Genomic DNA, 26,782 nt, shown 5'->3' on the forward strand with positions numbered 1-26,782 from the left:
CGACCGCTTCAACATCCAGTGGCATCGGCACACCGGCGCCTGGTTCTGCCTGCACCGGGGCAAATCACTCGCCCAAGCGCTCAAACTGATCGAAACCGACGGACACCTTCATCCCCTATAGGCGCCATCCTCGCCGCGGCGCTCACCGGATGGGTACGCTAAGCACCCCGCCCGGAATTTGATGACGTCCGCTGACCGGAGCTAGCCGCCGAGGTCCTCACCGGATGCGTAGGGCAGACGAATAACGGGAACATCGGCAGCCAGACAGCGGGCGACCCGTCTGCGGCGTTCCGCCGATCGTTGCGGCATCTCTAATTTTGATTGGTCATTCCCGCATGGAAAGACGTGTCGTCACTCAAGACCGCGGGGATATTGTCGGCGCCTTTCCCTGATCTGGTCGACGAACCATGCCAGCATGGGATCTCGACGATGTTTTGGCCATTGCGCGACGACTGGGGTTCGACGCCTGGTAAAAGGCGCGGTGACGACCTTCAGCGGCATCATCGATGCATAGTGTTGAAACAGCCACATGCTGCCGGTCGCCACCAGATCGCTGCCGATGACGATAGCGGGCAACGTGGCCTGCGAGCTGGTCTGAATGCAGATCCGGCGCGCGCGCAGCATCTCGGCGCCAGCCGCGTCGAGCGGAAAGCTTTCCGTCAATTCGCCGCGCGCCACGATGTGCCGCGCGGCGCGATACTGATCTTCGTTCAGGTCATGGCAGTCCCGCAGCGTTGGGTGCTCGGTCCAGATCATGCAGGAGGCTTGGTCGTTCAGGATCGGCAATGTCTCCAGACCGTCGAGCGCGCACTGTCCGGGAAGCAGCAACAAATCGGCCCCATCATCCAGCGCGCGCCGCGGTCGTGCGATATCGAGCGGTAAAATGCTCACGGTCAAACCGGGGGCGGTCGTGGACAGATTGCGCAGCACCTCCCCAAGCAGCATCTGCTCTATCGCCTCGGACGTGGCGACATGGATGGCGCCGGTGGTGGTCATGGGATCGAAGGCGAGCGAGAAGTTGAAGGCGCCCTCCACTTCGCGCATCACCCGCTGCACTTCGGGACGCAACGCCAGACCAAGGGGCGTGAGCTGCTGCTCGGCGCCCAGGTGGATCACAAGATCATCGGCGAAGTGCTCGCGCAGGCGTCGCAGGGCATGGCTCATGGCCGGCTGACTGAGCCGGACCTCTCGTCCCGCCTCGGTCAGGGACCGCGCGCGCAGGATCGCATCCAGGGGGTAGAGAAGGTTCAAATTCAGTTTGCGCAGCGGTAAGACGTCGGGAGGCGGTGTCCGCACCTCCGCCTCGGGTTGCTTGGCGTTCATCCTGTGCCTGCCCCTTACCGACTTTGCCGGACCGCTGCTTCCAGCAATCTTCCATATGTAGACTGTAGTTGCTTCTGGCGTCCGCAGACCCGTTGGTCGATTGGCAGTTCAATCTTCGCGCGGGCTTGCAATCCACCCGGGACATCACCGTAGGCCATCCATGCGGCTTATGGGGGCATGAACACTTCGAATTTGCCAGTCATGGAACGGACACATAGCGTTTCTTTCGACGGAAAAGTCCCGCCAGGGCTTGGCTTCCAAGACTGGGGGGCGCCGTCGAGCAGGAGGGGGCCGCAGTCGTAGCCGATCTGGAAGCGACTGTTTCGCGCCGTTAGGCGAGTTCGTTTTGTCATAGGGTCTGCGGCTTAGCGGACGGGCAGTCGCGCCCGTGCGGGGATGGCGTGCGGCCCTCAAAGGGGGAACTGCGTGATGCATATGACTGCCAAGACCCGATGTCTGTTAAGCGCCGCAAGCCTCGGCGTTCTGGCGCTGGTGAGCGTCGTCACACCGTCGTCCGCTTCGGCGCAGAGCGCACAGGCCACGGCCATCGACCTGCCCGCCATGCCGATGGCCGAGGCGCTTCAGGCGATCGCCGCGCGGACGGGCGAGACGATCAATTACGACCCTGACGCCGTCCGGGGACTGACCTCCCGGCCGGTGCACGGGGCCACGAACGCCCGGCGGGCGGCTGAAGCGGCGATCAAGGGCAGCAGTCTGGCCGTCCTTTCGGGCGCGAAGGCGGGTCTGGTCGTCGTCATCGATCCGGTCATCCTCAACGAGATTGTCGTGATCGCCCGTCGCGACGAGGCCGAAACCAGCGCGCTGGTCCGCCAGTCGAGCACCTCCGATCGCAACGGCCTGGGCCTGCGCAACCAGCCGCGCAATACGCAGGTCATCACCGCCAAGACGATCGAGGAACAGCAGGCGCTCAACATCACCGACATCCTGCGCAACGCGGGCGGTGTGTCGGCGCTGGTCAACACCCCCAATAGCGGCGCCAGCTATACGCTCCGCGGCTTCTCGGCGGGCGGTCTGGTCAACGGCCTGACGACGACGTCGCAATATGGCGTCAATGCGGGGGCCGATCAGCCGGTCGCCAATATCGAGCGGGTCGAAGTCCTGAAGGGCCCCGACGCGCTGCTGGCCGGGTTCGGCAATCTGGGCGGTAACGTCAACGTGGTGACGAAGAAGCCGAGCGCCGAGCGGCGGCTGGCCGTCGGCTTCGATACCGGCTCGTTCGGGCTGGTGCGCGGCGTGATCGACGCCAACGGTGCGATCATCGCCAACAAAAAGCTGTCGGCGCGCGTCATCGCCAGCGCGCAGACGATGGACCACAATTACGGCGGCTATACGGGTGACAAGAACTGGCTGTTCGCGCCGACCGTGCGGTACAAGGATCGCCTGACCGATGTCGTGATCGGCGCCAGCATCAACGAAGGCTCCAGCGGCATCGGCGCCTTCACGCTGTTCGACAACAAGACCCGGCGGATCATCGATCGCGACCCCTCGCGGCCCATCTATGCGCCCAACCAGGGTATTCACATCAACACCACGCGTGTCTACTTCGATGCGACGCGACAGATCGTGCCGGGTATCGACCTCGTCGTACGCGGTACGCACGACCAGACCCTGCTGAAGCTCCGGGCCGCCAACGTCGGCTACAGCCGTGCAGGCGCTCTGGTGGCCGATACCCAAGGGTCGCGGCAGGACGGCTCATCCAGCGCCATCGACAGCTTCCTGCGGATCAAGACGCGGATCGGCGACGGCGTGAAGGCCAGCTTCAACTTTGGCTACAATTACAGCGACGGCGACAGCGCGCAGCAGAGCGGGCTGGTCTACAACCGGGCCACGAACCCGTCGCTCGACGCCAATACACCCTTGGTCGACATACCGTGGTCAGCGTTTGGCGATGTGCAGATCCGCAACGGCGGCAAGCAAGAGGGGGTCTATGGCCAGGCTCTGATCGAGTTCTGGAAGATCAAGGTCCTGGGCGGCGTTCGCAAGAACTGGTTCGAAAGCACATCGCAGACGTTTTTCGCGGGCCCGTCGCCATTATTGGTGCAACGCAAGAGTGGCGTATCACCGAGCGGCGGCGTCATCTTCGACGCCACGGACAACCTTTCGATCTTCGCCAACTATGCGCGAGGCGAGCAGGCCACGTTCACGGTCGCCAAGGATGGCTCCATCCTGCCGAACATCATCACCAACAACAAGGAAGTGGGCGTCAAGCTCGACGTCTTCCAAAAGCGCGCGACGGTCAATGCGTCCTATTTCGATATCCAGCAGGACAATATCATCGTTCGTGACCCAACGGATCCGACCAACCTCTTCCCCGGACCGGGGCAGCGCGGGCGGGGCGTCGATCTGAACATCGCCGGGCAGTTGTCGCCGGGATGGACGGTGCTGGCGTCGCTGACGCGCACCAAATATGCGCTGCTGACCACGAATGCCCTTCAGACCGTCGTGGCGAACCAGCCGCGTGACACGTACAGCGTCTATTCGACCTATCGCACGAAGATTTCGGAGGGTGTCAGCGGCGGCGTATCGGCCGGCCTGTACGGGCGGTCGAGCTCGTTCGCCAACCTGCTGGGCCAGTATGTCGTACCGTCGTCGCGGCAGATCGATGCGAATGCCTTCCTGAGTGTGAGGGGCTTCGACATCAATATCGGTGTCCGCAATATCCTCGATCGCCGAAACTACGGGTCGACCTCGATCTTCTCTTACGTGCCGGTCGGAGAGCCGCGCAGCGTGCGCCTCAGCATTTCCAAGCGCCTGTTTTGATCGGGTATCGCAGACCGATGACGCCGCCACCTGTCAATGTAGAGGAGACCCGCCGCGAGGCGGGTCTTCGGTTCTCCCAGCCGGGGCGCGAACGCTGGGCCTATGCTTGGCGTTTAAGCACGCGCTATTTCGTGTCGGACGACTGGAAATGGGCGTGGTTCCTGGTCGCCTGCTATTGCGCGATCGAGATCGGCACCACCTACGCCTTTCTGCTGTCCAATCAGTGGCAGCGCCATTTCTACGATGCGATCGAACAGCGGCAGGGCGGGTTGTTCCTGTCGCTGGTCTTCGCCTTCTCGATGATCATCGTTCTCCAGATCGGGACGGCCTTCGCGCACAATCTCGTCGGCTGGACGCTGTCGATGCGGTGGCGCCAATGGCTGACCGAATGGTATCTGGGCCGCTGGTTCGCCCGCGATCGCTTCTATGAGATCGAGCGGTTGCGGATGATCGACAATCCCGACCAGCGCATCGCCGAAGACGTGAAGGAATTCACGGCGATGGGCTTGGTGTACGGGACATCGCCGCTCGCCATCGTGATCGCGCTCGTCTTCAGTCTGGTGCGCGCGATCGTCTTCGCCGCCATATTGCTGCAGACATCCTCGCCGATCAGCATTCCCCTTTTCGGCCATCGCATCCCTCTGCCCGGCGGCGACCTCGTCTGGTTCGCGATCGTCTATGTCCTGTTTGGCACGGTGTTCATCACCTGGATCGGCAAGCCGTTCGTCCGGCGCCGGATGCTTGAGCAGCATTTCGAAGCCGACTTCCGTAGCGACCTGCTGCATGTTCGGCGCAACAGCGAACAGATCGCTTTTTCCGGCGCGCAGGGGATCGAACAGAGCGGACTTCGCATCGCCTTCGACAACATCCGGCGCAATTGGTACCGCATGATGCTGGCCAATGCGGGTTTGCAGGTAGGGCAGGGCGTCTATCAGCAGGTCATGGGCATCGTCCCGCTGTTTCTGGCCGTGCCGAAATACTTCGCGGGCGCGATCAGCTTCGGTCAGGTCCAGGCGGCGCGCGACGCCTTCGCGCAGTTCGCGGGCAGTCTGTCCTATATCGTTACCGCCTATCCGAGCATCGCCCGCCAGATCGCCAACATCAATCGTCTGAAGGCGCTGGACGATGCGATCGATTATGAGCGGCCGCGTGGCATCGGCTTTACGCCCGGCGGCGCGCCCGAGGGCGTGGCGATCAGCGCGACGGGTCTGATGCTGCGTCGCCCGAATGGCGAGCCTTTGCTGTCGGTCGCCGACTGGACCATCCGCGATGGCGAGCGCTGGGTGATCGAAGGGCCTTCGGGCACGGGCAAGACCACCCTGCTGCGCGCCATCGCCGGACTGTGGCCGGATGGATCGGGCCAGGTCGCGATGACCCGGCGCGGTACGGCGATGCTGGTGCCGCAGCGGCTCTACCTGCCGCTCGGCACGCTCAAGAACGCCATCTGCTTCCCCGACCGGACCGAGGATCACGATGATGCGGCCATCGCGCGGCTGCTGGAGCGGGTCCGGCTCGAGGCCCATATCGAGGCCATGCACGAGTCGCGCATGTGGCAGGACGAATTGTCGCCCGGCGAGCAGCAGCGCGTGGCGCTCGCCCGCATCCTGCTTCAGCGTCCGACCTTGCTGGTGCTGGACGAGGCGACGAGCGCGCTCGACGCGGACAATGCCGCGCATTTCTACCAGTCGGTGCTCGACGCCATGCCCGAGGCGACCATCGTCAGCGTGGTGCACGATGAGAAGCTGGCCGCCTATCACACCGATCGCCTGCAACTGCATCACGGCCACGCCACCGCCGCCCGTATCGAGGTTCAGGCGTGACCAGGCTGCTCACCCAGACCGAGACCGAACTGCGCGAGGCCGCCCAGCTGGCGGTGGAGCTGGCGGGCCGGCGTGGCGCTCGAGCCCGCGCCTCGGTCCATCATGACGCCGTCGCCAGGATCGCGGTGCGCGACGGCGAGGTGGAGACGGCCGAGCGCAGCGGCGGTCAGGGCCTGGGCCTGACCGTGTTTCACGAAGGGCGCCGCGGATCGGCCTCGACCGCCGGGTTCGATCGGGCGGCGGTGGAGCGGGTCGTCGAGGAGGCGATGCTGATCGCCGGACATGTCCAGCCCGATCCAGACGCCGACATGCCCTCCGCCGATGCGCTCGCCTTTTCCGGTCCGGCGCCGTTGCTCTACGCCGACAGTCCCCGTGGTCCGGCGACGCTGCTGGACGCGGCGAACACCATGAACCGCATCGCCATCGGCGTCGCCGCCGCCGACAGCCGCCTGCGCGCGGGCGAGTCGGTGGCGGTGGCGACCGAAGGCCTCTGGGCGCTGGCGACCAGCGACGGCTTCTGCCGCAGCGCGCCGCGCTCCAACGACGCCCGCTGGACGGTGATGCTGGCCCAGGACGAGGGTGGCGGCATTTCCGACTTCTGCCAATCGCAGGAACGACGGGCCGACGCCCTGTCGTCCGCTGAACAGCTCGCGAAGGCGGCCGCCAACCGCGCCCTCGGGGCCCTGGGGGCGCGCTCGGTCGACAGCCGTCGCTGTCCGGTGCTGTTCGAGCCGCGCGTCGCCGCCATTCTGGTCGGCGAACTGGCGGGCGCGCTGACCGGCGCGGCGCAACATCGGCGCATGAGTTTCCTGCCCGATCCGATCGGACGCGGCGTGGCCGCCGGGCACCTTGATCTTCACGAAGACCCGTTCGAGCCGCTGGGTCTGGCCAGCGGCGGCTTCGACAGCGAGGGGATCGCCGGATCGCCGCGCGCCATCCTCCGGTCCGGCGTGGTCGAGGGGCTCTTCCTGTCGAGCTTCACGGGGCGCAAGCTGGGCCTGCCCTCGACCGGCAATGCCGATGGCTACTACAATCTGCGGCTGACCAGCACGGCCGAAAGCGGCGAGTGGGCCGAGATGCTGCGGATGCTGGGCGCCGGGCTGGTCGTCACCCAGTTTCAGGGCGGCAAGACCGATCCCGCGAGCGGCAACTGGACCCAGGCGGTGCGGGGCCTCTGGGTCGAGGACGGACAGGTGGTCCATGCCGTCACCGACGTGACGCTGGCCGGGACCATGCCCGCGATGCTGAACGGCGTCCGCGCGGTCGGCCGGGATGTCGAGCGGCTGGGCGCGATCCGCACCGGTTCGATCCTGATCGATGACATGCTGGTGGGAGGCAGGACATGAACGGCGGCGCCCTCGCGATCGACCGCGCACGCTCGGCGTTGCTCGGCCCGGCCGGACTCGACGAAGCGGCGATCGCCCGTGCGCTGGGCGAGCTGGCCGGAGGCGGCGCGGATTTCGCCGACCTCTATTTCGAGACGACCAGCATGCGCAGTTGGGGGCTGGAGGGCGGGCGCGTCACCCAGGGCGGCTTTGTCATGCGCCAGGGCGTCGGCGCCCGCGCGGCCCATGCCGGCCAGGTGAGCTTCGCCCACTCCGCCGACATCCGCGAGGGCGCGCTGCTCGACACCGTGCGCGCGGTGCGGACGCTGGAGCGTCGCGGGGAGTCGCGACGACATCCGCAAGGTGTCGCGCTGAACCGCCGGGTCGCGGGACATGATCTCTATCCCGCGGTCGATCCGGTCGCGGTCGAGGACGCCGGCGCCTGGATCGCGATCCTGAAACGGATCGACGAACAGGCGCGCGCGCACGATCCGCGCATCGTGCGGGTCGACGCCAACGTCCGCGCGACCGACACGACGGTGCTGGTCGCCGATGCCGACGGTTTGCTGGCTGGCGACGTGCGGCCCATGACCATCCTGTCGATGGTGGTGATCGCCGAGCACAACGGTCAGCGCGCGCGCGGACAGGCGGGTCTGGGCCGGCGCGCCGGCCTGGATGGGTTCGATGCGGCCTCGATCGATACGATGATCGCGACCGCGACGCGCATGGCGGTCAACAATCTCGACGCCATTCCCGCGCCGGCCGGCGAAATGCCGGTCGTGCTGGGGCCGGGCTATCCGGGCGTGCTGTTCCACGAGGCGGTGGGCCACGGTCTGGAGGCCGATCACCACCGCAAGCATCTGTCCGCCTTCGACGGCAAGGTCGGCGAACGCATCGCAGCCCCCGGCGTGACGGTGATCGACGATGGCGGCATCGCGGGGCGGCTGGGGTCGCTGGGCATCGACGACGAAGGCGCCGCGCCCGACCGCACCGTGCTGGTCGAGGACGGCGTGCTGACCGGGCTGATGCAGGACCGGCTCAATGCGGGTCTGATGAACGCGCGCTCGACCGGCAACGGTCGCCGGCAGTCCTATGCGCATCTGCCGATGCCGCGCATGACCAACACGTTCCTTGCGAATGGCGCCGCCGATCCGGCCGATATCATCGCCTCGATCGATCGCGGCGTCTATGCGACCGAATTCGACGGCGGGCAGGTCGATATCGTCACCGGCCGTTTCAACTTCACCACGATCGAGGCCTGGCTGGTCGAGAAGGGTCGACTGGTCGCGCCAGTGCGCGGCGCGACACTGATCGGCGTTGGGCACGAGGCGCTTCGCCATGTCTCGATGATCGGCAACGACCTGGCGCTCGACAGCGGCATGGCGACCTGCGGCAAGCAGGGCCAATCGCTGCACGTCAGCGTCGGCCAGCCCACGCTGCGCATCGACCGGATGATGGTCGGCGGACAGGCCGGATGACCCCCTACTTCCCCGAAAGGACAAGTATCATGCGTAACGCGACCGAGCAGGATTTCGACGAGATCGTGATGAAGAACGACAAGCCCGTGCTGGTCGACTTCTGGGCGCCCTGGTGCGCGCCGTGCAAGGCGCTGGCCCCAACGCTCGACGAGATGGCCGAGGAATATGCCGACGAGATGGAGATCGTGAAGGTCGATATCGAGGCCAATCCCAAGCTGGCCGAACGGTTCGCGGTCCGCGGCATCCCGCTGCTGATGATCGTGAAGGACGGCGCCGAGACCGGGCGGACCTTCGGCACCATCTCGCGCAGCCGGCTCGACGCCTTTGTCGACGCCCATGTGGGAACGGAATGATGACGATGGTCGCGTTCCACGGCGACAAGGCGGTCAAGGCGCAGGCGATGGAGCGCCTGCGGCGCCACATCGCGGCGGACAGCTTCGTCTATTTCCCGGCCTGGGAGAACGGACAGGCCAATGTCATCGGCGCCGTCATGGAAGCCGACGATACGCCGGGCTTCGCCGAGCGACTGGGATATCCGATCGCGCTGGCCGAGGCGCTGCCGATCTTCGTCAACGGCTTCCGGCCGAAGGCCGAGGCCGAGCGCTTCGCGTGGGCCTGGCTGGAGCGAACGCCCGTCGGGGCGGATCTGACGCGGATCGTCTCGCAACTGGTGCTGGACCTTCTCGCCAGCGCCGAACTGGCGGCTCTGACCGAACAACGCCCGGATGTGGAGCGGGGCCGTCTGGCGATCATGGCCTTGCATCGGCGTGCGATCGACGGCGATGAACCCGATCGAAAGACGTGGAAAGCCGCCCGGATGGCCGCCGTCGCCGCGACGGACGCTCTGGAGGAGGCGACGCTCGATCGTCGGGCGGGGCAGGTTATCGAGGCGGCGGCCTGGCCGACCTCCATGCGGACCGTCCTGCGTGACACGCTGAACGGGCTGGGAACCTTCGAACTCTATCTCGCCCTATCGAGGATCGGTTGGACCGACCAAGACGAAAGCCGCGTCTTCCATATCCGCGATCAGGCGGAGAAGGACGGATACAAGGCCGAATTCTCCGGGCTCGACCGCGTGCTGGCGATCCTGGACGCCGACCATCCGGCCCTGGCGCGGCAGTTTCGCCTGCGGCTGGAGCGGATGGAGGCGTCCAACGAACGGTATCGGTCGTTCGGCTGGAAAACGATCGAGCTGATGGAGCGCGCGCCGCTTGCCGCCGCGCCGGTTCCCGCACAGTAAGGATGAGGGCATAGGATGCCGGGAATGACCGGGCCGCGCGTGCGGCACAGCAAGATGCTGATCATCGGCTCGGGCCCGGCGGGTTATACCGCCGCCGTCTATGCCGCGCGGGCCGCGCTGGCGCCGACGCTGATCGAGGGGGCGCAGCCGGGCGGGCAGCTGACCCTCACCACCGAGGTCGAGAACTGGCCGGGCGAGGAGAGCGTGCTCGGTCCTGACCTGATGGCGCGGATGGGCGGGCAGGTGCGCAAGGCCGGCGTCGACCTCGTCAGCGACCAGATCGTTGAGGTCGACCTGACCCGCGCGCCGTTCCTCGCGGTCGGCGATGGCGGCGCGCGCTACACCGCCGACACCATCGTCGTGGCGACGGGCGCATCCGCCCGCTGGCTGGGACTGGAGAGCGAAACCGAGTATCGCGGACGCGGCGTGTCAGCCTGTGCGACGTGCGACGGATTCTTCTATCGCGGTCGGGTCTGCGCGGTCGTCGGCGGCGGCAACACGGCCGTCGAGGAGGCGCTGCACCTCACCCATTTCGCCGAGAAGGTCTATCTGATCCACCGCCGCGACACGCTGCGCGCCGATAGCACCAACCAAGCGCGGCTTCGCGCCAATCCCAAGGTCGAGATGGTCTGGAACGCCGAAGTCGCCGAGGTGCTGGGCGATGGCGGCGGCGTGACCAGCGTGGCGCTGCGCGACACCCGTGACGGCGCCGTGTCGCACCTGGCGGCGCACGGGCTGTTCGTCGCGATCGGCCACGATCCCGCGACCGCCTTGTTCAAAGGGCAACTGCAAATGGACGATGAGGGCTATATCCTCGTCGCGCCCGGATCGACCGCCACCAGCGTGCCGGGCGTGTTCGCGGCCGGCGACGTGCAGGACAGGCTGTTCCGTCAGGCGGTGACGTCCGCGGGCACGGGCTGCATGGCCGCGCTGGAGGCCGAGCGCTATCTGGCCGGGCGCAACGCGCACGCGATCGCCGCCGAAGGCGCCGATGTCGGCGTGCTGGTCTGAACTCTCGCCCAAGATGGGAAATTCCATGACGAACGCGCTGCTCGACACGCTGGCCTTGCCGCACTTTGGCGATATCCGCCCCGACCAGATCGCGCCCGCGCTCGACCAGGTCCTCGCCGACCACCGCGCGGTCGTGGCCAAGATCGTCGCGACCCGGCCGGCCGATTTCGCGGACGCCTGGCTGCCGCTGGAACGGGCCGACACCGCGATCGCGGGCGTCTGGTCGGCCGTCTCGCATCTGCAAGGCGTGGCGGACACGCCCGAACTGCGCGCCGCCTATGGCGCCGGGCAGGTGCGGCTGGTCGAGAACCGGCTTCAGGTCATGCAGAACCGGGCGCTCTACGAGGTGCTGGTCGCGCTGACCGCGACAGCGGATTTCGCCGCCTCGCCCAAGGCCAATCGCGCCGCCGTCGAGCATATGATCCGCGACTTCAAGCTTTCCGGCGTCGCGCTCGCGCCCGAGGATCGCGCCCGCTTCGCGACCGTCTCGGTGGAGTTGTCGCGGCTTTCGACGGCGTTCGGCAACGCCGTGCTCGACGCGACCGACGCCTGGTTCGAGCAGGTCGAGGACGAGGCGCTCCTCGCGGGACTTTCCGACGCCGACAAGGCGATGTTCGCCGAGGCGGCCAGGGCGAAGGGGCTGACCGGCTGGGTCGTCACGCTCCAGATGCCCAGCGTCAACGCGATCCTGACCTTCGCCGAGGACCGGGGGCTGCGCGAGCGCGTCTATGCCGCATCGGGCACGCGCGCGTCCGACCAGGGCCCGCACGCCGGACAGTTCGACAATTCCGGGCGGATCGCCGAGATTCTCGACCGGCGGCGCGAGGCCGCGCGGCTGCTCGGCTTCGCCGATCCGGTCGCATGGTCGCTCGCCACCAAGATGGCCACCGATGCGGACGCGGTCCTGGCCTTTCTGCGCGATCTCGCCGCCCGCGCGAAGCCTGCCGCCGAGCGCGAGATGGCGGCGCTGGCGGATCATGCCGCCAGGCGTCTGGGCATCGCCGATCTTCAGCCCTGGGACGTCGCCTATGTCGCCGAGCGGATGCGGCAGGCCCTGTACGCCGTCGACGAGCAGGCGGTGCGCGCCCATTTCCCGGTCGAGCGCGTCATCGCCGGGTGGCGGCGCCTGCTCGACCGGCTGTTCGGCATCCGTCTGATCGCGCGGCCCGATGTCGCCGTCTATCACCCCGACGCCTGCTATTATGACGTGGCGGACGAAGCCGGCGCGGTGTTCGCGGGCGTCTATCTCGACCTGCACGCGCGCCCGGGCAAGCGTGGCGGCGCCTGGATGGCGCAAGCGCGACCGCGGCTCAACGATGGGAATGTCCAGCGCGTGCCGGTCGCCTATCTCGTCTGCAACTTCGCGCCGAAGACCGATGGCAATCCCGCCCTGCTCAGCCACAAGGAAGTCGTCACCTTCCTGCACGAGACCGGGCATTGCCTGCATCACCTGTTCACCCGCGTCGACCGGCCCAATATCGCCGGCATCAGCGGGTTCGAATGGGATGCGGTCGAACTGCCCAGCCAGTTGATGGAGGATTTCGCCTGGGACAGCGCCGTGCTGGGCGACATGTCCGGCCATTATGTGACGGGCGCGCCGCTGCCCGATGCGTTGTTCGAGACGCTGCTCGCCGCGCGCCACTTCCTGTCGGGGATGTTCGTCGTGCGTCAGGTCGAATTCGCGCTTTTCGACCTGTTGCTGCATCTGGGCGTGCTCGGCGACGACCCGATCGACGTGATCGAGGCGGTGCGCGACGAGGTGGCGGTGGTGCGGCCGCCGTCATGGCACCGCTTTCCGCACGCCTTCACCCATATCTTCGCGGGCGGCTATGCCTCGGGCTATTACAGCTATCTCTGGGCCGAGGTGCTGGCCGCCGACGGATTCCAGCGCTTCGCCGAGGCGGGGCTGATCGACCGCGGCGTCGCGGCGAGCTTTTGCGAGGAAATCCTCTCCCGGGGCGCGAGCCGTCCGGCGGCGGAGAGCTTCCGCGCTTTCCGCGGACGCGACGCGGATCCCGCCGCGATGCTGGTCCGGCATGGACTGACCGCCGATGCCCGGTGATCGCGGCGAGACTCCCGTCCAGGCCTGGCGGGCCGACGCGATCCGACGGATAGAGGCGGACTTCAACCGCTCCGCCGACACGCACCTTATCCGGCTGGACTTGGCGCGTTATCCAGGAATCACGCTCTATCTGAAGGACGAGAGCAGCCACCCCACGGGGAGCCTGAAACACCGTCTGGCGCGCTCGCTGTTCCTCTATGCCCTGTGTAACGGCTGGATCAGGCCTGACACCTGCATCATCGAGGCATCGTCGGGATCGACGGCGGTCAGCGAGGCCTATTTCGCACGGATGCTCGGCTTGCGCTTCATCGCGGTCGTGCCCGCATCGACGGCGGCGCCCAAGCTCGATGCGATCCGCTTCCACGGCGGCGAAATTCATACGGTCGACGACCCGCGCACCGTCTATGACGTCGCCCACCGCCTCGCACGCGAGACGAAAGGCCATTATCTCGACCAGTTCACCTATGCCGAACGCGCGACCGACTGGCGCGGCAACAACAACATCGCCGAAAGCATCTTCGCGCAGATGGCGGCGGAGGCGTTTCCGGTCCCGGCATGGATCGTGTGCGGCGCCGGCACGGGCGGGACGTCCGCCACGATCGGCCGCTACATCGCCTATCAGCGCCATGCGACCCGGCTTTGCGTCGCCGATCCGGTTCACTCGGTCTTCCATCGGCATTTCGCCGATCCGACGGTCGTGTCACTGCCGGAAGCGAGCGCCAGTTGCGTCGAGGGGATCGGGCGGCCGCGTGTCGAACCCAGCTTCATCCCCTCGGTGATCGACCGGATGATCGCGGTCGACGACGCCGCCAGCATTGGCGCGATGCGGGCCCTGTCTCATCGTCTGGGGCGTCGGGTAGGCGGCTCCACCGGCACGAACCTGGTAGCCATCGCTCAACTGGTCGAAGAGATGGCGAGCCAGGGCGAGACGGGCTCGATCGTGTCGATCCTGTGCGACGGGGGGGATCGATACAGTTGCACCTATTATGACGATCACTGGCTGCGGGAGCGCGGGGTCGACTGGCGGCCCCATGAGATGCTGTTCAGGGCCCAGTTCGATGCGTGAGCGCTCACGGCACACGCTCGGCGAGCCAGGCGGGGTATCGCCTTGTCGGCCTGGGTGCTGGGCGCGGCGGTTTCGGACCACGCGATAATCTTAGCGCCCGCCCGCGCCGCGCGGCGGGTATCGTCGAGCAGTTGGTCAGCGCTGCGAACCTCGCCTTCCTGGAGGCGTTCCAACGGCAGATGTTGGCGCGAGGCGGCCGCGGAAGTCGCCATCGGCTATGAGCGCCGCTGAGGTGGCCAGGCTGCATCAGGCGTCCCGGCAGCAAAGAACGATCGGCTTGTCCTTGGGGAGCTCGGCCCAGCGCTTGTGCATTTCGGGGCTGGGTATCCATCGCGCTCTAACGACCCGTTTCGCCGGCGTTGGGTGGGGCGAGGTCGACGATCGGGGAGGTTCCTCGACGAACAACGCCGCGATGAAGGCGACGCCCGCCAGGGCCGCGCCCACGAGGGCTGAACCGCCGATGATCACGCCGAGGTTGGCGCCGCGGCGATCGGCCGGCGAGGCCGCCGAGACGGTCGACTGGATCAGCGGCAGCACCGGCCCCTCGAAGACGCCCATGGCCACGCGAAGCAGCAACAGCGCCGCGAAGGTTGAGACCAAGCCCGACAGTCCGCCGACGATCGAAAATCCGATCGTGCAGATGACGATCAGCAGCCGTGGGCGAACGCCCAGCACGTCGCTGGCTAGCGAGAAGAAGATGCTCGACACGGCCCAGGCCAGAGAGGTCGCCGACATCAGCTGCCCGAGCTGAGTGTTGGTCAGGTGCAACTGGCCCTGGATCGCCGGAAACAGGAAGCTGATGCCGGTGCGGTTGAGGAAGACCAGCGCGGCGCAAGTGGCGAGCGCCAGCAGCAGGCCAAGCTCCCCCGCGCCGCGCCGCATTGCCGGCGTCGCGGCGGCCGGCAGGGGGCTGGAGACGGGGGTCAAGGCTTGGCACCTTCGCTATTGACGCCGAAATCGTCGGGCGGGGGTGGGCCCCAGAGATAGAGGCCGTTTTCGGGCGAGGCTTCGGTGCTAGGCCAGTCGAAGTCGGCCGGCACGTAGTCCATGTCGAAACTGTATTCGGCGAAACCGCCCCAGGGATCGCGAACATAGTGGAAATAGTTCGATCCCAGCACATGGCGGCCAAGGCCCCAGCCCTCGGTGTAGCCGGCGCGCGCCATCTGGGCCGCGCCAAGGCCCACCTCGTCGACCGAGCCGACCTCCCAGGCGCTATGATGAAAGCCGGCCTGGCTGGACTGGGCGAAGGCGACCATGTGGTGCTCGCTGCCATGCGCGCCGTGCAGGAACGCGCCCGGCCCCGAGCGGTCCGACAGGCGCAGGCCCAGGACGTCAATGTAGAAGGTCAGGGTGGCCTCGAGATCCGGGGTGAAGAAGGCCGCGTGCGACATGCGCCGCGGACGTACTCCCAGGTCAAGACCCCTGTCTTGCTCACCCAGCACATGCGCGCGATCGACCCGGTGACCGGCAACCTGATCGGCGCGATCAGCGACTTCCAGGTCGAACAGGTCAAGCGCCTCGTCGAGGGCGCCGGCGTCCGCTTCGACTTCGCCCTGCTGCCGGACGCCATGCACCAGATGCACATCGCCGATCCGGCGCGCTACGTGAAGGTGCTCACCGACTGGGCCAAGACCCTGTCCTAGCCTGGCCGGGGGGGACTTGCCGTCCCTCCCGCGCCCCCCCCAAATCGCCCCGTTCCCCCAATCGCCCCGTTCCCTCAGCCGGCGCGCCCAAGCGGCGCGCCCGCGGAAAGCCTCGCCATGTCCAGCAACAAGGTCATTATCAGCTGCGCGATCACCGGCTCCGCGCACGTGCCGTCGATGTCGGACGCCCTGCCGCTGACGCCCGACCAGATCGCCGCGGCGTCGATCGAGGCGGCCAAGGCCGGCGCGGCGATCATCCACCTGCATGCGCGAAACCCCGAGGACGGTTCGCCGACTGGCGATCCGGCCGTCTATGGCCAGTTCCTGCCGGTGATCAAGCAGGCCACCGAGGCGGTGGTCAACATCACCACGGGCGGCAGCGCCACCATGAGCGTCGAGGACAGGCTCGCCGCCGCTCTGGCCTTCGAGCCGGAGATGTGCTCGCTGAATATGGGCTCGCTGAACTTCGCCTTCTTCCCGGCGGCCAAGCGGATCGCGCGGTGGAAATATGGCTGGGAAGAGGCCTATGTCCGGGACTCGGACGGCTACATCTTCCGCAACACCTTCCGCGACATTCGCACGATCCTGGAGACGCTCGCCGGCGCCGGAACCAAGTTCGAACACGAATGCTACGACGTGGGTCATCTCTACAACCTGGCCCATTTCGTCGACGAGGGCTTGGTCAAGCCGCCGTTCCTCATCCAGATGGTGTTCGGCATCCTGGGGGGGATCGGCCCCGACCCCGAAAACCTGATGTTCATGAAGCAGACGGCCGACCGCCTGTTCGGCCGTGAGGCCTACCAATGGTCGGTCCTGGCGGCGGGCCGCCACCAGATGCCATTTTGCACCCAGGCCGCGCTGCTGGGCGGAAACGTGCGCGTGGGCCTGGAGGACAGCCTGTTCATCGGCAGGCGACAGCTGGCGGCCTCGAACGCCGAGCAGGTGCTCAAGGTCAGGAGGATCCTCGGCGAAATGGGGCTGGAGCCGGCGACGCCGGCCGAGGCGCGGGCTTTGCTCGGCCTTAAAGGCGGGGACCGTGTCGGTTTTTAGCGGGCGCTCGGCCCGACGCTAGAGCCCCCTGAGGCAAGTCGAAAGATCTGACGTCAGGGGATCGAGTGGTCATTTTGGACGAGGTGATATCGAAGGCTGGGACGTTGCGGGCGACGCGGCGTTGGCCGGCGGGGTCATCAGGTTCGGCTGATGCCGCCGAGCTCGTAAAGCCCTACGTCAAACGGCAGAAGAACGACGCGACGGATACGGAGGCCAGAGGACGCGGCCGAGAGCGATCTAGCGGGCGGGCCGAGAGTTCTCCAGATACCGGAACAGATCGGCGACGAGGTCCTCCGGATCAGCTTTGCCCTTACCATCCGAAGCTAGGTGTCCGGAGAGTGCGAGATCGGCGGCGCCGTGCGCGAGCGCCAGGAGTAGCGCCGTGAGACGTTCGGGCTCGCCGGGAGGCAGGTCGCCGGCCATCTGCCCGGCGATGACAGCGGCGACAAGGTTCGCGCGGGACTCCTCCGCAGCCTGGGCCAGACCCGGATTGTCCCTCGTCCAGCGGCCGAAGGTCAGTTTGAAGCGCTCCGGGTAGCGGCTCGCCCAGCGAACATATCCGATCATCAGGTCGCGGGCCGTTGGCGCGGCGCCAGTCGTCCGAGACGCCGACGGCGGTTGTCGTTTCAGCTCGCGGCCGGCGACGGCGGCAAGCAGATCATCCTTGTCGAGGAAGTGCTTGTAGGCGGCATTGTGCGAAACGCCCGCAGCAGTCCCCACGGCGCGCATGGTGACAGCCCCGGGCCCGCCGCTGTCAAGCAGCTTGGCAGCCGCCGCAATCAGGTTGTCACGCGTCGTTTCGATCATAAGCCTTCTTGCTGCGGCCGGTTGACAACGTCAACCTCGGTGCGCAAGGTTGACGTTGTCAACCACGAGGCTCGTCATGTCCTATAACAATCCCCCACCGTTGGATTTCCATGCCCGACGTCTCGAGGGGCAGGTCATTTTCGTGACCGGCGCCTCAAGCGGCATCGGCGCCGCGGCCGTCAGGTTGTTCGCTCTGGAGGGCGCCCGGGTCGTCGCGGCGGCGCGGCGGAAAGACCGGCTGGAAATCCTTGCGGCCAGCCTGAAAGCGGAGGGTCTCACGGTCGAGGCCGTGGCTTGCGACGTCACCGACGAGGAGTCCGTGAAAGCCGCGATCGACTTCAGTGTGAAGACCTTCGGCCGGCTCGACGGGGCGTTCAACAACGCTGGCGTGGGAGGTGGGCGAGCGCCGCTTCACGAGGCGGACGCTACCGCCTTCGATCGGGTGGTCGGGGTAAACCTGAAAGGCGTCTTCCACTGCCTTAAACATGAGATCGCAGCGATGCTGGACTCCGGCGGTGGCTCCATCGTTAATACCTCCTCCATCGGCGGGCTTGTCGGCGCGCCGGAGAACAGCATCTACGCGGCCAGCAAGTGGGGTCTTGCGGGACTTACGAAGTGCGCGGCGCTGGACTATGCGCGTCGCGGCATCAGGGTGAACGCCATCGCGCCGGGGCCGACCCGTTCGGAAATGTTCGACCACTGGATGTCGAGCGACGACGCGCGCGCGGCTATGGCGAACGCCTTTCCGATGAACTACATCGCAGAACCGGATGACATGGCCCGCGCCGCCCTGTTCCTTCTCTCCGATGAGTCCCGTTGGACCACCGGCGCCATCCTGCCGTGCGAAGGCGGCGCGAGCGCGGGCTGATCCTGCTGGCTAAGGTCACGATAGAGCGATCTTCCTCGGTCGACCTTGGCCAATGGTGGGAGTCCTGGAGCGGCGTGGAGTCTGCCGTTGGCCGAACCGCCCATGCCGCCCTTGGGCGGACAAGCGCAGGACAAGGCTTGGCGCGATCTTGATGGGCCTAGCGACATCATGGATAGGCTCGGGCGCGCGAGCTTTGGGATTGGACACGGTCAACAGACCATCAATCCTGGGCCGTCGGTCGGATGACGATGCTGCCGACGTCGACATCAGCGGGTTGCTCGATCGCATAGGCGACGCCGCGCGCAATCGCGTCGGGCGAAATGGCGACGTCCCCGATGCGTTTGCTCATGGCCTCCTTGACGGCCGGGTCGGTCATCGAGTCCGCGAAATTCGTCGAGATCATGCCGGGCGATATTTCGGTGACCCTGAGGTGCGGCCCTGCCTCCAGCCGCAAGGCCTCGGTGATGGTCCGCACGGCGTTCTTGGTCGCGGCATAGACGCCCATGGTCGGCAGGATCTTGAGGCCGGCGGTCGACACGATATTGACGATGTGGCCCGATCCTTGTCGCTGAAAGACTGGCAAGGTCGCCGCGACGCCATACAGGGTCCCGCGCAGATTGACGTCAATCATGGCGTCCCAATCGTCCACGCGCAGAGCATCGAAGCGCGAGATGGGCCCAATCCCGGCATTGTTCACGAGTACATCGAGCCGCCCCCCTCGCTCGATAGCCAAATGGACGAGGGCTTCGAGATCGCCGCGCTGGCGAACATCGGTCACCCTATGGATGGCCTTGCCGCCAGCGGCCGTGATCTCTCCGACGACGGCCGCGAGTTTCTCCTCGCGGCGGGCGCCCAACACCACGAACGCGCCGCGCTCCGCAAGGAGCTTGGCTGTCGCCCGTCCGATGCCGCTGCTCGCGCCCGTGATGATGACGACCTTGCCGGTAATATTCATTGCCGTTCTCCTTCGCTCGGGAGATAGGTCTAAGTTGCAAGACGATCTACAGCATGGGATCCATGGTTTTGTCGCGATCGTCTAAATCGTCGGCAGATCCGCTCTCGGACGTTCTGATGGCGCTTGGCGCGAACGTCACGCGTCGCACGCGTCTGGAAGCCTCGGGGCAATGGGCGCTGTCGTTCCCGCCGCTCGATCGCCTGAAGTTTGTCGCCCTGTTGAAAGGGACCGCTTGGCTGACCGTACCCGCGCTGGGGCCGCAGCTATTGAGGGCCGGCGACGTCTGCCTGATCGGACGCACCGCCTATGCGGTGGCCAGCGACCCAAACCTGGCGCTCCGCGACGGCCTGTCCCTTTACGACAGCTGCGACGTGGCGCGGCTTGGCGGCGACGATACGATCGGGCTCGGGGGAACGGTCACCTTTTCGCCGGGGAACGCCGACTTCCTGCTCGACATGCTGCCTGACTTCCTACCGGTTCCACGGTCGTCGCCGGGGTCGGGCGCTGTGAGCACGATCTTGGCGTTGCTGAACGACGAGGCGGCGCGAGGCTCCATGGGCGGCCAGATCGTCAGCGCCCGGCTTGCCGATGTGCTGCTGGTCGAGGCGATCCGCGCGTATGCGGAAGGCGGCGAGCGTCCGCGGACGGGATGGCTGGGCGCGCTCGCGGATCCCCGGCTCGGCAGCGCGCTTCGCGCCCTTCATGACGACATCGCCCGCCCCTGGACAGTGGCGCAGCTCGCCAGCGCCGCCGGCATGTCGAGGGCGGCCTTCTCCGCTGCGTTTACCCGCCAGGTGGGGCAGCCACCGCTGGCCTATGTAAGGGCGTGGCGTCTGACTCTAGCGCGCGCGGCGGTGGCGCGCGGTGACGACATCGCCAGCATCGGCCGCGAACTCGGCTATAGGTCTCAGAGCGCCTTCACCTACGCGTTTCGACGCGCTTTTGGCGCGACGCCAAAGGGTCTGGCCCAGGCTTGAGGGCCTGACCTCGGATGCATCTTGATCGAGGATGACGCGCCAACCGTCCGCTTAGATCAGCCTTCGTCCTTGATGCAATAGGTCGGAGGTCTGGAGGCTGGAGGGATGCCCAGGTCCGCCGTTGGTGCCCAAGAGGCGGCGGTCTGCTGATCCGGCTTCGGCCTAGTCGGAGTCACGATGGGATCATACGCGACAGAGCCTAGGCGGCCAGCCACTTAGCGAGATCGTCGGGTTTGGGCAGACCGCCGGCATGGACAACTTTGCCGTCGATGACGATCCCGGGTGTCGAGAGGATTCCGTATCCGGCGATGGCGGCATAGTCGCTGACCTTTTCGATCTGGACCGCCAGTCCCTGCTTGGCCGCCTCTTTGCGGACCATCTCTTCAGCGGCCTCGCACCGCTTGCAGCCAGGACCCAGGACTTTCACGTTTTTCATGGAGGACGCCTTCTCAGATGAAGAGGAAATTGAACAGGTAGCCGACGGCGAGGCCGCGCGGCTGCCGGGGGCCAAGGGCAGGCGGGCGACCGCCCACTCCGAGAACGGCTTAAGCTGGCCGTAGACGGCGAACCAGACGGCCATGGCAAGCGTCGTCGCGCCAAGCCAGACCAGGCCGGTCCGGTCGAGGGATGGCTTGCGATGGATCGAGGGCGTGTCGGCGCTCATGCGGCCCTCTGGGATTCAAGGCGTGCGCTAGCCTTGATCACGAACACGGCCAGGTCCATGCGCTGCGTCAAATCGGTGCGCTAGACGCGGTATGCGACTGGAAGTTGGGCTTCAAGCCAGTGACCGTTCAGGGCGCGAGAGGCTAGGCTGGCGCAAGCCCCTGGGCGATCTCGCGCGCGGTGTCCCGTGCGGACCGCATGACGCCGGTCAAGGTGGCGGACGCGAATCCCGTCCACTCGCCATAGCCCACCAGCCACAGGCGCGGCTCCTTGATGGACCGCGTGCCGTCGACCGCCACCCGTCCAGAGGGTTCAACCACGCCCAGGGCGGCCAGATGCTGGAGCGCCGGCCGGAAGCCTGTGCACCAGATCACCACGTCGACCTTGGTCTCCCGCCCGTCCGGCCAGACGACGCCGCGTGGGGTGAAGCGCTCGAAGGGGCGAACCGCCTTCAGCACGCCGCGGTCGCGGGCCGCCTTGACCGGCGGAACCACTACGACATCGCCGAGCCCGCCCGGCGGCGGCGCATCGGCGGCGATCCCCTGTTTGGCCTGCCAGCGGGCAGTGGCCCGCTCGAACAGCACGCGCCCGTCGACCTCGTCCGGCAGGAAGGTTGGCGGCGCCTGTGTCACCCACGTCGTGTCGGCGACCTGCGACACCTCCGCGAAAATCTGCGCCCCGCTGTTGCCGCCGCCAACGACCAGCACCCGCTGTCCCGCAAACTCTTCCGGGCGGCGATACTGAGCCGAGTGGATTTGCACGCCTTCAAAACGGGCTTGGTCCGGGTAGGGCGGTCTATAGGGCGCGCGCCAAGTGCCGGTGGCGCTCACCACAGCGCGGGCCCGCCACGTCGCAGGGCAGGTTTCCACGACAAGCGCATCCTGTTCAGCGTGAACAAGTTCGACTTCCGCTGGCCTTATGACCGGCAGATTGTAACGCGCCTCGTAGGCCGCCAAGTAGGCCACCACCTCCTCACGCGTGGGATAGGCTTCGCCGCTGGGGGGCATGGGCCAGCCGGGCAGCGAGCTCCACTCAGCGGGTGAGAAGAGCCGAAGCGAATCCCAGCCATGGCGCCAAGCCCCGCCAGGATCTGGCTCGCCGTCCAAGATTGCAAAGCTCAGGCCGGTTCGGCGAAGGAAATAGCCCGTGGCCAGTCCGGCCGGCGCCGGGCCGTGGGGGCAGGGCGTTCGCGCAGCGCGCCAACGTAATCTCCCATAGGACGGCCGGCGTTAGAACCTTAAGGTCAAGGCTCGTCCACTATACAAGACTGTACGATCGGTCGACAGCGGCCTGAGCGCGCTTGCTCCGGCGGCGCCGATCACCACGATCTTGAGCTTTCGCTGCTTGACCATGCCGACGAACGCGCCGCGCCGAGGTCCCACCGTCAAGGTCCGCGTCGCATCGTTCCAGTTGAGGTCGTAACGCGCCGATTGGCCTTTCTCGTAGGTGTAGGTTTCGTTGTCGTCTTCGTAGAGCGTGAACTTGCCGTCCGCGCCGGGATAGACGCGGACCTCGTAGGGCGCGTCGGGGCGCTCGGTCGCGTATTGCACGACTGGCCCCATCGGGATGATCGCGCCGGCCCGGACATAGAGCGGCATGACGTCGAGCGGCGCCTGGCGCGCGATCGTCTGGCCGCCGCGGTAGCGCTGGTCGCTCCAGAAGTCGTACCAGTCCGCGCCCTTGGGCAGATAGGTTCGCATCGTCAGGTCGCGAGGCGCGCTCATCACCGCGGCGTCCCGCTTCAGTTCGCTGGGCGTGCGCCAGACGAAACGGAACACGCGGCCGCCCTCGGGATGGGAGAACTCCAGCCGGACCGACAGCTTTTCGCCTTTCTTCAGCGTGCGCCGCACCAGACGCGTGCGGGTCGCCGCGCGGGTCCACTCGTCGATCGCCGCCTCATCGCCCAGGGCCAGGCGCATCCCGTCGTTGCCCGTCAGCCCGATCTCGTACTCGCCGTCTTCCGGCGCGATCAGCTCGCCCTCCCATCGCGCGGAGAAGTGGCTGAGCGAGGTCAGGCCCGGCGGAAGCTCCGCCAGGGGCGGATCGGGCCAGGTGTGGTCGATCTTCGCATCGACCGCCTGGCCGCGCGGCGTCTCGAAGTTCTCGCCCGCGAAATACCGCACCGCCAGGCCCGACTGGCCGTCGGCGGTGCGCAAATGCTGCGCCGGCACCGTCGTGGGGACGGATGGGAGGATATTGTACATGGCCCGCGTGACGGGGTGGACCAGCAGCGAGGGTCCAAACATGAAGCTGTCGTTTATATCGAACGTCGCGGGATCCCGCGGAAAGTCCATCGGCAGGGCGCGCATCAAGGTGTATCGATCGGCGGTGACCTTGGCGCTGAGGCTGTAGGTGTAGGGCAACAGCCGGTAGCGCAGATGGGTGGCGTCCAGCAGCGCCTTGTAGACCGGCGGATCCAGCGTCTTGAACAGATAGGGCTCCCGCTCCACGCTGGTCCCGTGGACCCGCATGATCGGGTTGAAGGCCGCGTATTGGAACCAGCGCGCGTAGAGTTCGCGCCAGGCGGGATTCTTCTCGCCGCCGGGAAAATCGGTGACGAAGAAGCCGCCGGTATCCTGGGTCCAGTAGGGATTGCCAGTGATCGTGACGTTGACGCCGCCCGCCACCTGCTGGGCGAAGGTCTTCCAGCTCGCATAGATGTCGCCCGACCATGAGGCCGCGGCCGTGCGCTGCGCGCCGGCCCAGGCCGAGCGCGTCAGCGTGAAGACGCGCTTGTCGCTGGTCGCCCGCTGGCCCTTGTAGGTCCCTTCGGTCGTCAGCAGGGAATAGGGGTTCAGGTAGCGGGTGAAGTCTCCCATGGCGTTGACGCCCAGGGCCTTAGTGTCGCGGACATTGTCGACCGGGTTCCACATCGCCGAACTGACCTCGACCTCGGTCCCGTCCATCCATAGGGCGTCCACGCCCTTGTCGAGCAGGCCCGACTTGATGTGCTTGAAATAGATTTCCCGGCCCAGCGGGCTGTAGGCGTCGTAGACGCGCGCCTGCTTGGAGATCCAGTGCGGCGGCTTGAACCGCAGACCGTGCTGGTCGAGTTCGCGGCCCAGCGCCGTGTCATTGCCGACCGAAGGCCAGATCGACACCATCAGCTTGAGGTGAAGGTCGTGGATCGAGCGCGTCATGCCCACTGGATCGGGAAAACGCTCGGGATCCCAGGTCATGCCTGACCAGGTCCCATCCTTGTCCGATCCCCAGTACTGCCAATCCTGGACGATGTAATCGAGCGGGAACTGGTCCTTGCGAAAGGTGCGCGCGACCTCGAGCAGCTGTTCCTGAGTCTTGTAGCGCTCCTTGCTCATGAACAGGCCGAACGCCTGCTTGGGATACATCGGGGCGTCGCCCGTCAGCCACCGATAGGCGCCGACCACGCCGTCCATCGTGTCGCCGGCCATGAAATAGTAGTCGACGCCGCCCGGCGCGCTTTCCGCCCAGAGGCGCGCGCCTTGCGCATCGTCCTTGAAGCGCATCTGCGAATAGGTGTCCCACAGGACGCCGTAGCGCTCGGTCGAGACCATCACCGGAATGATGATGCCGACATTGGTCTGCACCAGCAGCAGGTCCTTGCCCCGGCGGTTGACCTCGTCGTCGCCGGTGAAGCCGAAACCGTAGACGCCTTCGCCGACCTTGAGCGTGAAGCGGTTCTCGACCTCGTAGGTCGGCGCGTCGCTGATGGTGCGCTTGTCGATCGACTGAGGGGCGTCTGCCTTCTCGCGCGTAAGCAGTCGGCCCGAGGCGTCGTGATAGGTCAGGGCGCCGGTGCGCTTGTCGATGACGACGCGCAGCTTCTGGCCGACCAGCTCCACCTCGGTCGAGGTCTCGCGCACCGTGAAGGCCACGGTCTCGGGCTGGCGGATCACCACGAGGCTCGGCGCGGTCCAATAGGATTGACCCAGATTGGCGTTCACCCGAACGACCGTGGGCGAATAGAAAAGCACCGACTTGGTGACGCCGTTCAGCTGGAATTGCACGCCGTTGCGCAGTCGCTGGAGACGGAACGCGGCGCCGGTCGCGGGCGCCAAGGCCGGCAATTGACCCAGCACGTCCAGACCGGTGGGGGGCGGGGTCTGCCTGGCCAGCGCGGGGGCGGCCACGACCATGGCGACCATGGCCGCCGCAATCATCCAACGTGTCTTCATGCCACACCTGCCCCGCGGTCGCGTTGTCGTCACTGTTCGAAGCGCCAGTAGTCGAAATCGAACAGCGGACTGTCGCCCGAGCCCTTGAACACCAGGAACAGGTCCCGCACTCCAGTCGCCGCCGTGACAAGGGTCGACTGTTCGCGCCACTGGCCCGCCGCGCCGGTCGCCTCGACCCGCAGCGTGCCGATCACCGGGCCATCGACCCTGTCGAGCCGCAGCTCGATGGCCCCGTCGGGCCGGCCGTTGGCGAGACCGGCGACAAAGGTCTTGGCGCCGATCCGGCCGAAGTCGACGCCGGCGACCTTGATGTAGCCGCGGTCGGTGATCCGCGTGACGTACACCTCCGCACGATCGTCCTGCGCCGTCGTCACCCCCGGCGCCCAGGCGTATGGCCGGTCGCGATCGCGTTTGAGGCGGGAGGTCCAGGCGATCGTCTCGGCCTCTACCCGCCTGTAGGGGTTGAGCGTCCCGATCTGCGGCGCGCTGGCCTTGTCCCACCAGCCCAGGTTCGGAATGGTCCCGTCGGCGTTGTAGTCGAACTTGGCCACCGACACCGATCGGCGCTCGTGATGGATCGGCGTCAGCGCGAAATTGTGCTCGTAACTGAAGCCGAAGACATAGGAGCCGCCCTTGTAGTCGATAATGCCCGGGTGATTGCCGGTCGCGCGCGGGTCGTGGTCCATGATCGGACCCTTGTAGGTCCATGGCCCCGTCGGCCTGTCGCTCATCGCGTAGCCGATGCCCTCCGGGCAGCAGGTCGAGGCGAAGGCCATGTAGTAGCGGCCCTGGCGCTTGTAGAACCACGGCCCCTCCTGGTAGTCGCGAACACCAGGCTCGACCTTGGTGATGGGCCCGGAATAGGACACCATGTCCTTGTTCAGCTTGACGTACCAAAGGTTCGGGTTGCCCCAGTAGAGATAGGCTTGGCCGTCGTCGTCGATCCACGCCGTGGGATCGATGTTGTCGCGAGCTGGCCCGATCAGCGGCTTGCCGAGCGCGTCCTTGAACGGTCCCGCAGGATTGTCCGCCACCGCCACGGCGATCACATTCTTGGGCGATCCGGCGACGCTGATCGGAACGTAGAGATAGAACTTGCCGTCGCGAGCAATGACCTGCGGCGCCCAGGCATCGTTGGTCTGCACCGCCCAGGGGAAGGTCTTGAGCGAGGCCACGACGCCCCGGTCGGTCCAGTTGGCCATGTCCGTCGAGCTATAGAGCCGCCAGTCGAGCATCTTAAAGCCCTCGGCGTCGTCCTCGTCATGGCTGGTGTACAGATAGACGACGCCGTCGTGCACGAGCGGGGCCGGATCGGCGGTGAAGCGGGTCTGGATGATCGGATTGTCGGCCCGCGCCTTGGTCGCGAACAGACCGATCATCAGCGCGGCGAGCGCGAACAGGACAGGTCTCGCGAGCAGACACGCCTGCGTGTCGCCGCCGGTCGGCGGCCGAGCCGCGAACAAGTCCGTCGCGCCGCTCATTTGGCCGCTAGGCGCCGGTGTCCGGATTTGGCGTTCTCGTGGCGAATGCAACACCAGCTTATCATTGAACGCCTTCCC

At 66.7% G+C, this 26,782-nt stretch carries 23 protein-coding genes and 1 pseudogene; 15 read left to right on the forward strand and 9 right to left on the reverse strand.

All coding sequences use genetic code 11. The features are described from left to right. The first annotated feature begins 13 nt into the window (after positions 1-13). Positions 14-121 carry a hypothetical protein gene (locus AC1RJ9_RS03870; RefSeq protein ID WP_492836913.1) on the forward strand — a complete coding sequence of 36 codons (108 nt, stop codon included), beginning with the start codon at positions 14-16 and terminating at the stop codon, positions 119-121. 230 nt (positions 122-351) lie between these two features. On the opposite strand, the gene AC1RJ9_RS03875 is transcribed toward AC1RJ9_RS03870, so the two are convergent. Next, positions 352-1,323 carry a LysR family transcriptional regulator gene (locus AC1RJ9_RS03875; protein ID WP_492836130.1) on the reverse strand — a complete coding sequence of 324 codons (972 nt, stop codon included), beginning with the start codon at positions 1,321-1,323 and terminating at the stop codon, positions 352-354. A 429-nt stretch (positions 1,324-1,752) separates the two neighbouring features. Here AC1RJ9_RS03875 and AC1RJ9_RS03880 point away from each other — a divergent pair, with 429 nt between their 5' ends. Genes AC1RJ9_RS03880 through AC1RJ9_RS03920 form a run of 9 tightly spaced genes read left to right on the forward strand, consistent with a single transcriptional unit; the run spans position 1,753 to position 14,106 of the window. Next, a complete protein-coding gene (locus AC1RJ9_RS03880; RefSeq protein ID WP_492836132.1) occupies positions 1,753-4,104 on the forward strand; it encodes a TonB-dependent siderophore receptor in 2,352 nt (783 codons plus the stop codon). A 17-nt stretch (positions 4,105-4,121) separates the two neighbouring features. Then, the gene (locus AC1RJ9_RS03885) at positions 4,122-5,924 is read left to right on the forward strand and encodes an ABC transporter ATP-binding protein/permease (protein WP_492836134.1); all 1,803 of its coding nucleotides are present in this window, start codon (positions 4,122-4,124) and stop codon (positions 5,922-5,924) included. Then, positions 5,921-7,270 carry a TldD/PmbA family protein gene (locus AC1RJ9_RS03890; protein WP_492836136.1) on the forward strand — a complete coding sequence of 450 codons (1,350 nt, stop codon included), beginning with the start codon at positions 5,921-5,923 and terminating at the stop codon, positions 7,268-7,270. The genes AC1RJ9_RS03885 and AC1RJ9_RS03890 overlap by 4 nt, the downstream gene beginning before the upstream one ends. After that, positions 7,267-8,727, forward strand: a complete 1,461-nt coding sequence (locus AC1RJ9_RS03895) for a metallopeptidase TldD-related protein (RefSeq protein WP_492836138.1) — start codon at positions 7,267-7,269, stop codon at positions 8,725-8,727. The genes AC1RJ9_RS03890 and AC1RJ9_RS03895 overlap by 4 nt, the downstream gene beginning before the upstream one ends. Positions 8,728-8,756: 29 nt before the next feature. Continuing rightward, the gene (gene trxA, locus AC1RJ9_RS03900) at positions 8,757-9,080 is read left to right on the forward strand and encodes a thioredoxin (RefSeq protein ID WP_492836140.1); all 324 of its coding nucleotides are present in this window, start codon (positions 8,757-8,759) and stop codon (positions 9,078-9,080) included. Next, positions 9,080-9,967: a hypothetical protein gene (locus AC1RJ9_RS03905; RefSeq protein WP_492836142.1), complete on the forward strand. Its 888-nt coding sequence runs from the start codon at positions 9,080-9,082 to the stop codon at positions 9,965-9,967. Before trxA ends, AC1RJ9_RS03905 begins: the two co-directional genes overlap by 1 nt. Positions 9,968-9,991: 24 nt before the next feature. Beyond that, the gene (gene trxB / locus AC1RJ9_RS03910) at positions 9,992-10,978 is read left to right on the forward strand and encodes a thioredoxin-disulfide reductase (protein ID WP_492836144.1); all 987 of its coding nucleotides are present in this window, start codon (positions 9,992-9,994) and stop codon (positions 10,976-10,978) included. Positions 10,979-11,003: 25 nt separating this feature from the next. Then, on the forward strand, positions 11,004-13,040 hold the full coding sequence (locus AC1RJ9_RS03915) for a M3 family metallopeptidase (RefSeq protein ID WP_492836146.1): 2,037 nt from the start codon (positions 11,004-11,006) through the stop codon (positions 13,038-13,040). Next, on the forward strand, positions 13,030-14,106 hold the full coding sequence (locus tag AC1RJ9_RS03920) for a PLP-dependent cysteine synthase family protein (RefSeq protein WP_492836148.1): 1,077 nt from the start codon (positions 13,030-13,032) through the stop codon (positions 14,104-14,106). The genes AC1RJ9_RS03915 and AC1RJ9_RS03920 overlap by 11 nt, the downstream gene beginning before the upstream one ends. Positions 14,107-14,352: 246 nt before the next feature. Here AC1RJ9_RS03920 and AC1RJ9_RS03925 read toward each other — a convergent pair whose 3' ends face one another. Both AC1RJ9_RS03925 and AC1RJ9_RS03930 read right to left on the reverse strand, forming a co-directional pair. After that, positions 14,353-15,033: an MFS transporter gene (locus AC1RJ9_RS03925; protein ID WP_492836150.1), complete on the reverse strand. Its 681-nt coding sequence runs from the start codon at positions 15,031-15,033 to the stop codon at positions 14,353-14,355. Beyond that, a complete protein-coding gene (locus AC1RJ9_RS03930; RefSeq protein WP_492836152.1) occupies positions 15,030-15,497 on the reverse strand; it encodes a VOC family protein in 468 nt (155 codons plus the stop codon). The genes AC1RJ9_RS03925 and AC1RJ9_RS03930 overlap by 4 nt, the downstream gene beginning before the upstream one ends. Before the next feature lie 36 nt (positions 15,498-15,533). Between AC1RJ9_RS03930 and AC1RJ9_RS03935 the strand changes: the two genes are divergently transcribed. The 3 genes and pseudogenes from AC1RJ9_RS03935 to AC1RJ9_RS03945 all read left to right on the forward strand — a co-directional run. Then, a complete protein-coding gene (locus tag AC1RJ9_RS03935; protein ID WP_492836154.1) occupies positions 15,534-15,749 on the forward strand; it encodes a hypothetical protein in 216 nt (71 codons plus the stop codon). Positions 15,750-15,866: 117 nt separating this feature from the next. After that, complete coding sequence (gene kce, locus AC1RJ9_RS03940; RefSeq protein WP_492836156.1) at positions 15,867-16,799, forward strand: 3,5-dioxohexanoate:acetyl-CoA acetone transferase; 933 nt, start codon at positions 15,867-15,869, stop codon at positions 16,797-16,799. Positions 16,800-16,931: 132 nt separating this feature from the next. Next, a pseudogene (locus AC1RJ9_RS03945) lies at positions 16,932-17,014 on the forward strand (hypothetical protein); the annotation flags it as partial. A 22-nt stretch (positions 17,015-17,036) separates the two neighbouring features. Here the strand turns inward: AC1RJ9_RS03945 and AC1RJ9_RS03950 are convergent. Then, positions 17,037-17,606, reverse strand: coding sequence for a TetR/AcrR family transcriptional regulator (locus AC1RJ9_RS03950; protein WP_492836158.1), 570 nt, complete (start codon positions 17,604-17,606; stop codon positions 17,037-17,039). Positions 17,607-17,682: 76 nt separating this feature from the next. Here AC1RJ9_RS03950 and AC1RJ9_RS03955 point away from each other — a divergent pair, with 76 nt between their 5' ends. Beyond that, positions 17,683-18,474 (forward strand): SDR family NAD(P)-dependent oxidoreductase, encoded by a 792-nt coding sequence (locus AC1RJ9_RS03955; RefSeq protein ID WP_492836160.1) that lies wholly within the window; start codon positions 17,683-17,685, stop codon positions 18,472-18,474. A 220-nt stretch (positions 18,475-18,694) separates the two neighbouring features. On the opposite strand, the gene AC1RJ9_RS03960 is transcribed toward AC1RJ9_RS03955, so the two are convergent. Next, positions 18,695-19,429 (reverse strand): SDR family oxidoreductase, encoded by a 735-nt coding sequence (locus AC1RJ9_RS03960; RefSeq protein ID WP_492836162.1) that lies wholly within the window; start codon positions 19,427-19,429, stop codon positions 18,695-18,697. 53 nt (positions 19,430-19,482) lie between these two features. Here AC1RJ9_RS03960 and AC1RJ9_RS03965 point away from each other — a divergent pair, with 53 nt between their 5' ends. Beyond that, positions 19,483-20,406 (forward strand): AraC family transcriptional regulator, encoded by a 924-nt coding sequence (locus AC1RJ9_RS03965; RefSeq protein WP_492836164.1) that lies wholly within the window; start codon positions 19,483-19,485, stop codon positions 20,404-20,406. Positions 20,407-20,605: 199 nt separating this feature from the next. On the opposite strand, the gene AC1RJ9_RS03970 is transcribed toward AC1RJ9_RS03965, so the two are convergent. The 4 genes from AC1RJ9_RS03970 to AC1RJ9_RS03985 form a co-directional block, all read right to left on the reverse strand. After that, a complete protein-coding gene (locus tag AC1RJ9_RS03970; protein ID WP_492836166.1) occupies positions 20,606-21,070 on the reverse strand; it encodes a thioredoxin family protein in 465 nt (154 codons plus the stop codon). 142 nt (positions 21,071-21,212) lie between these two features. Beyond that, a complete protein-coding gene (locus tag AC1RJ9_RS03975; protein ID WP_492836914.1) occupies positions 21,213-22,223 on the reverse strand; it encodes an ArsO family NAD(P)H-dependent flavin-containing monooxygenase in 1,011 nt (336 codons plus the stop codon). 75 nt (positions 22,224-22,298) lie between these two features. Next, the gene (locus AC1RJ9_RS03980; RefSeq protein ID WP_492836168.1) at positions 22,299-25,223 is read right to left on the reverse strand and encodes a TIM-barrel domain-containing protein; all 2,925 of its coding nucleotides are present in this window, start codon (positions 25,221-25,223) and stop codon (positions 22,299-22,301) included. Positions 25,224-25,252: 29 nt separating this feature from the next. Then, positions 25,253-26,704: a glycoside hydrolase family 43 protein gene (locus AC1RJ9_RS03985; protein WP_492836170.1), complete on the reverse strand. Its 1,452-nt coding sequence runs from the start codon at positions 26,702-26,704 to the stop codon at positions 25,253-25,255. Between the last annotated feature and the right edge of the window lie 78 nt (positions 26,705-26,782).

The sequence above is a fragment of the Caulobacter sp. GW822-FHT07D08 genome, assembly GCF_058798735.1.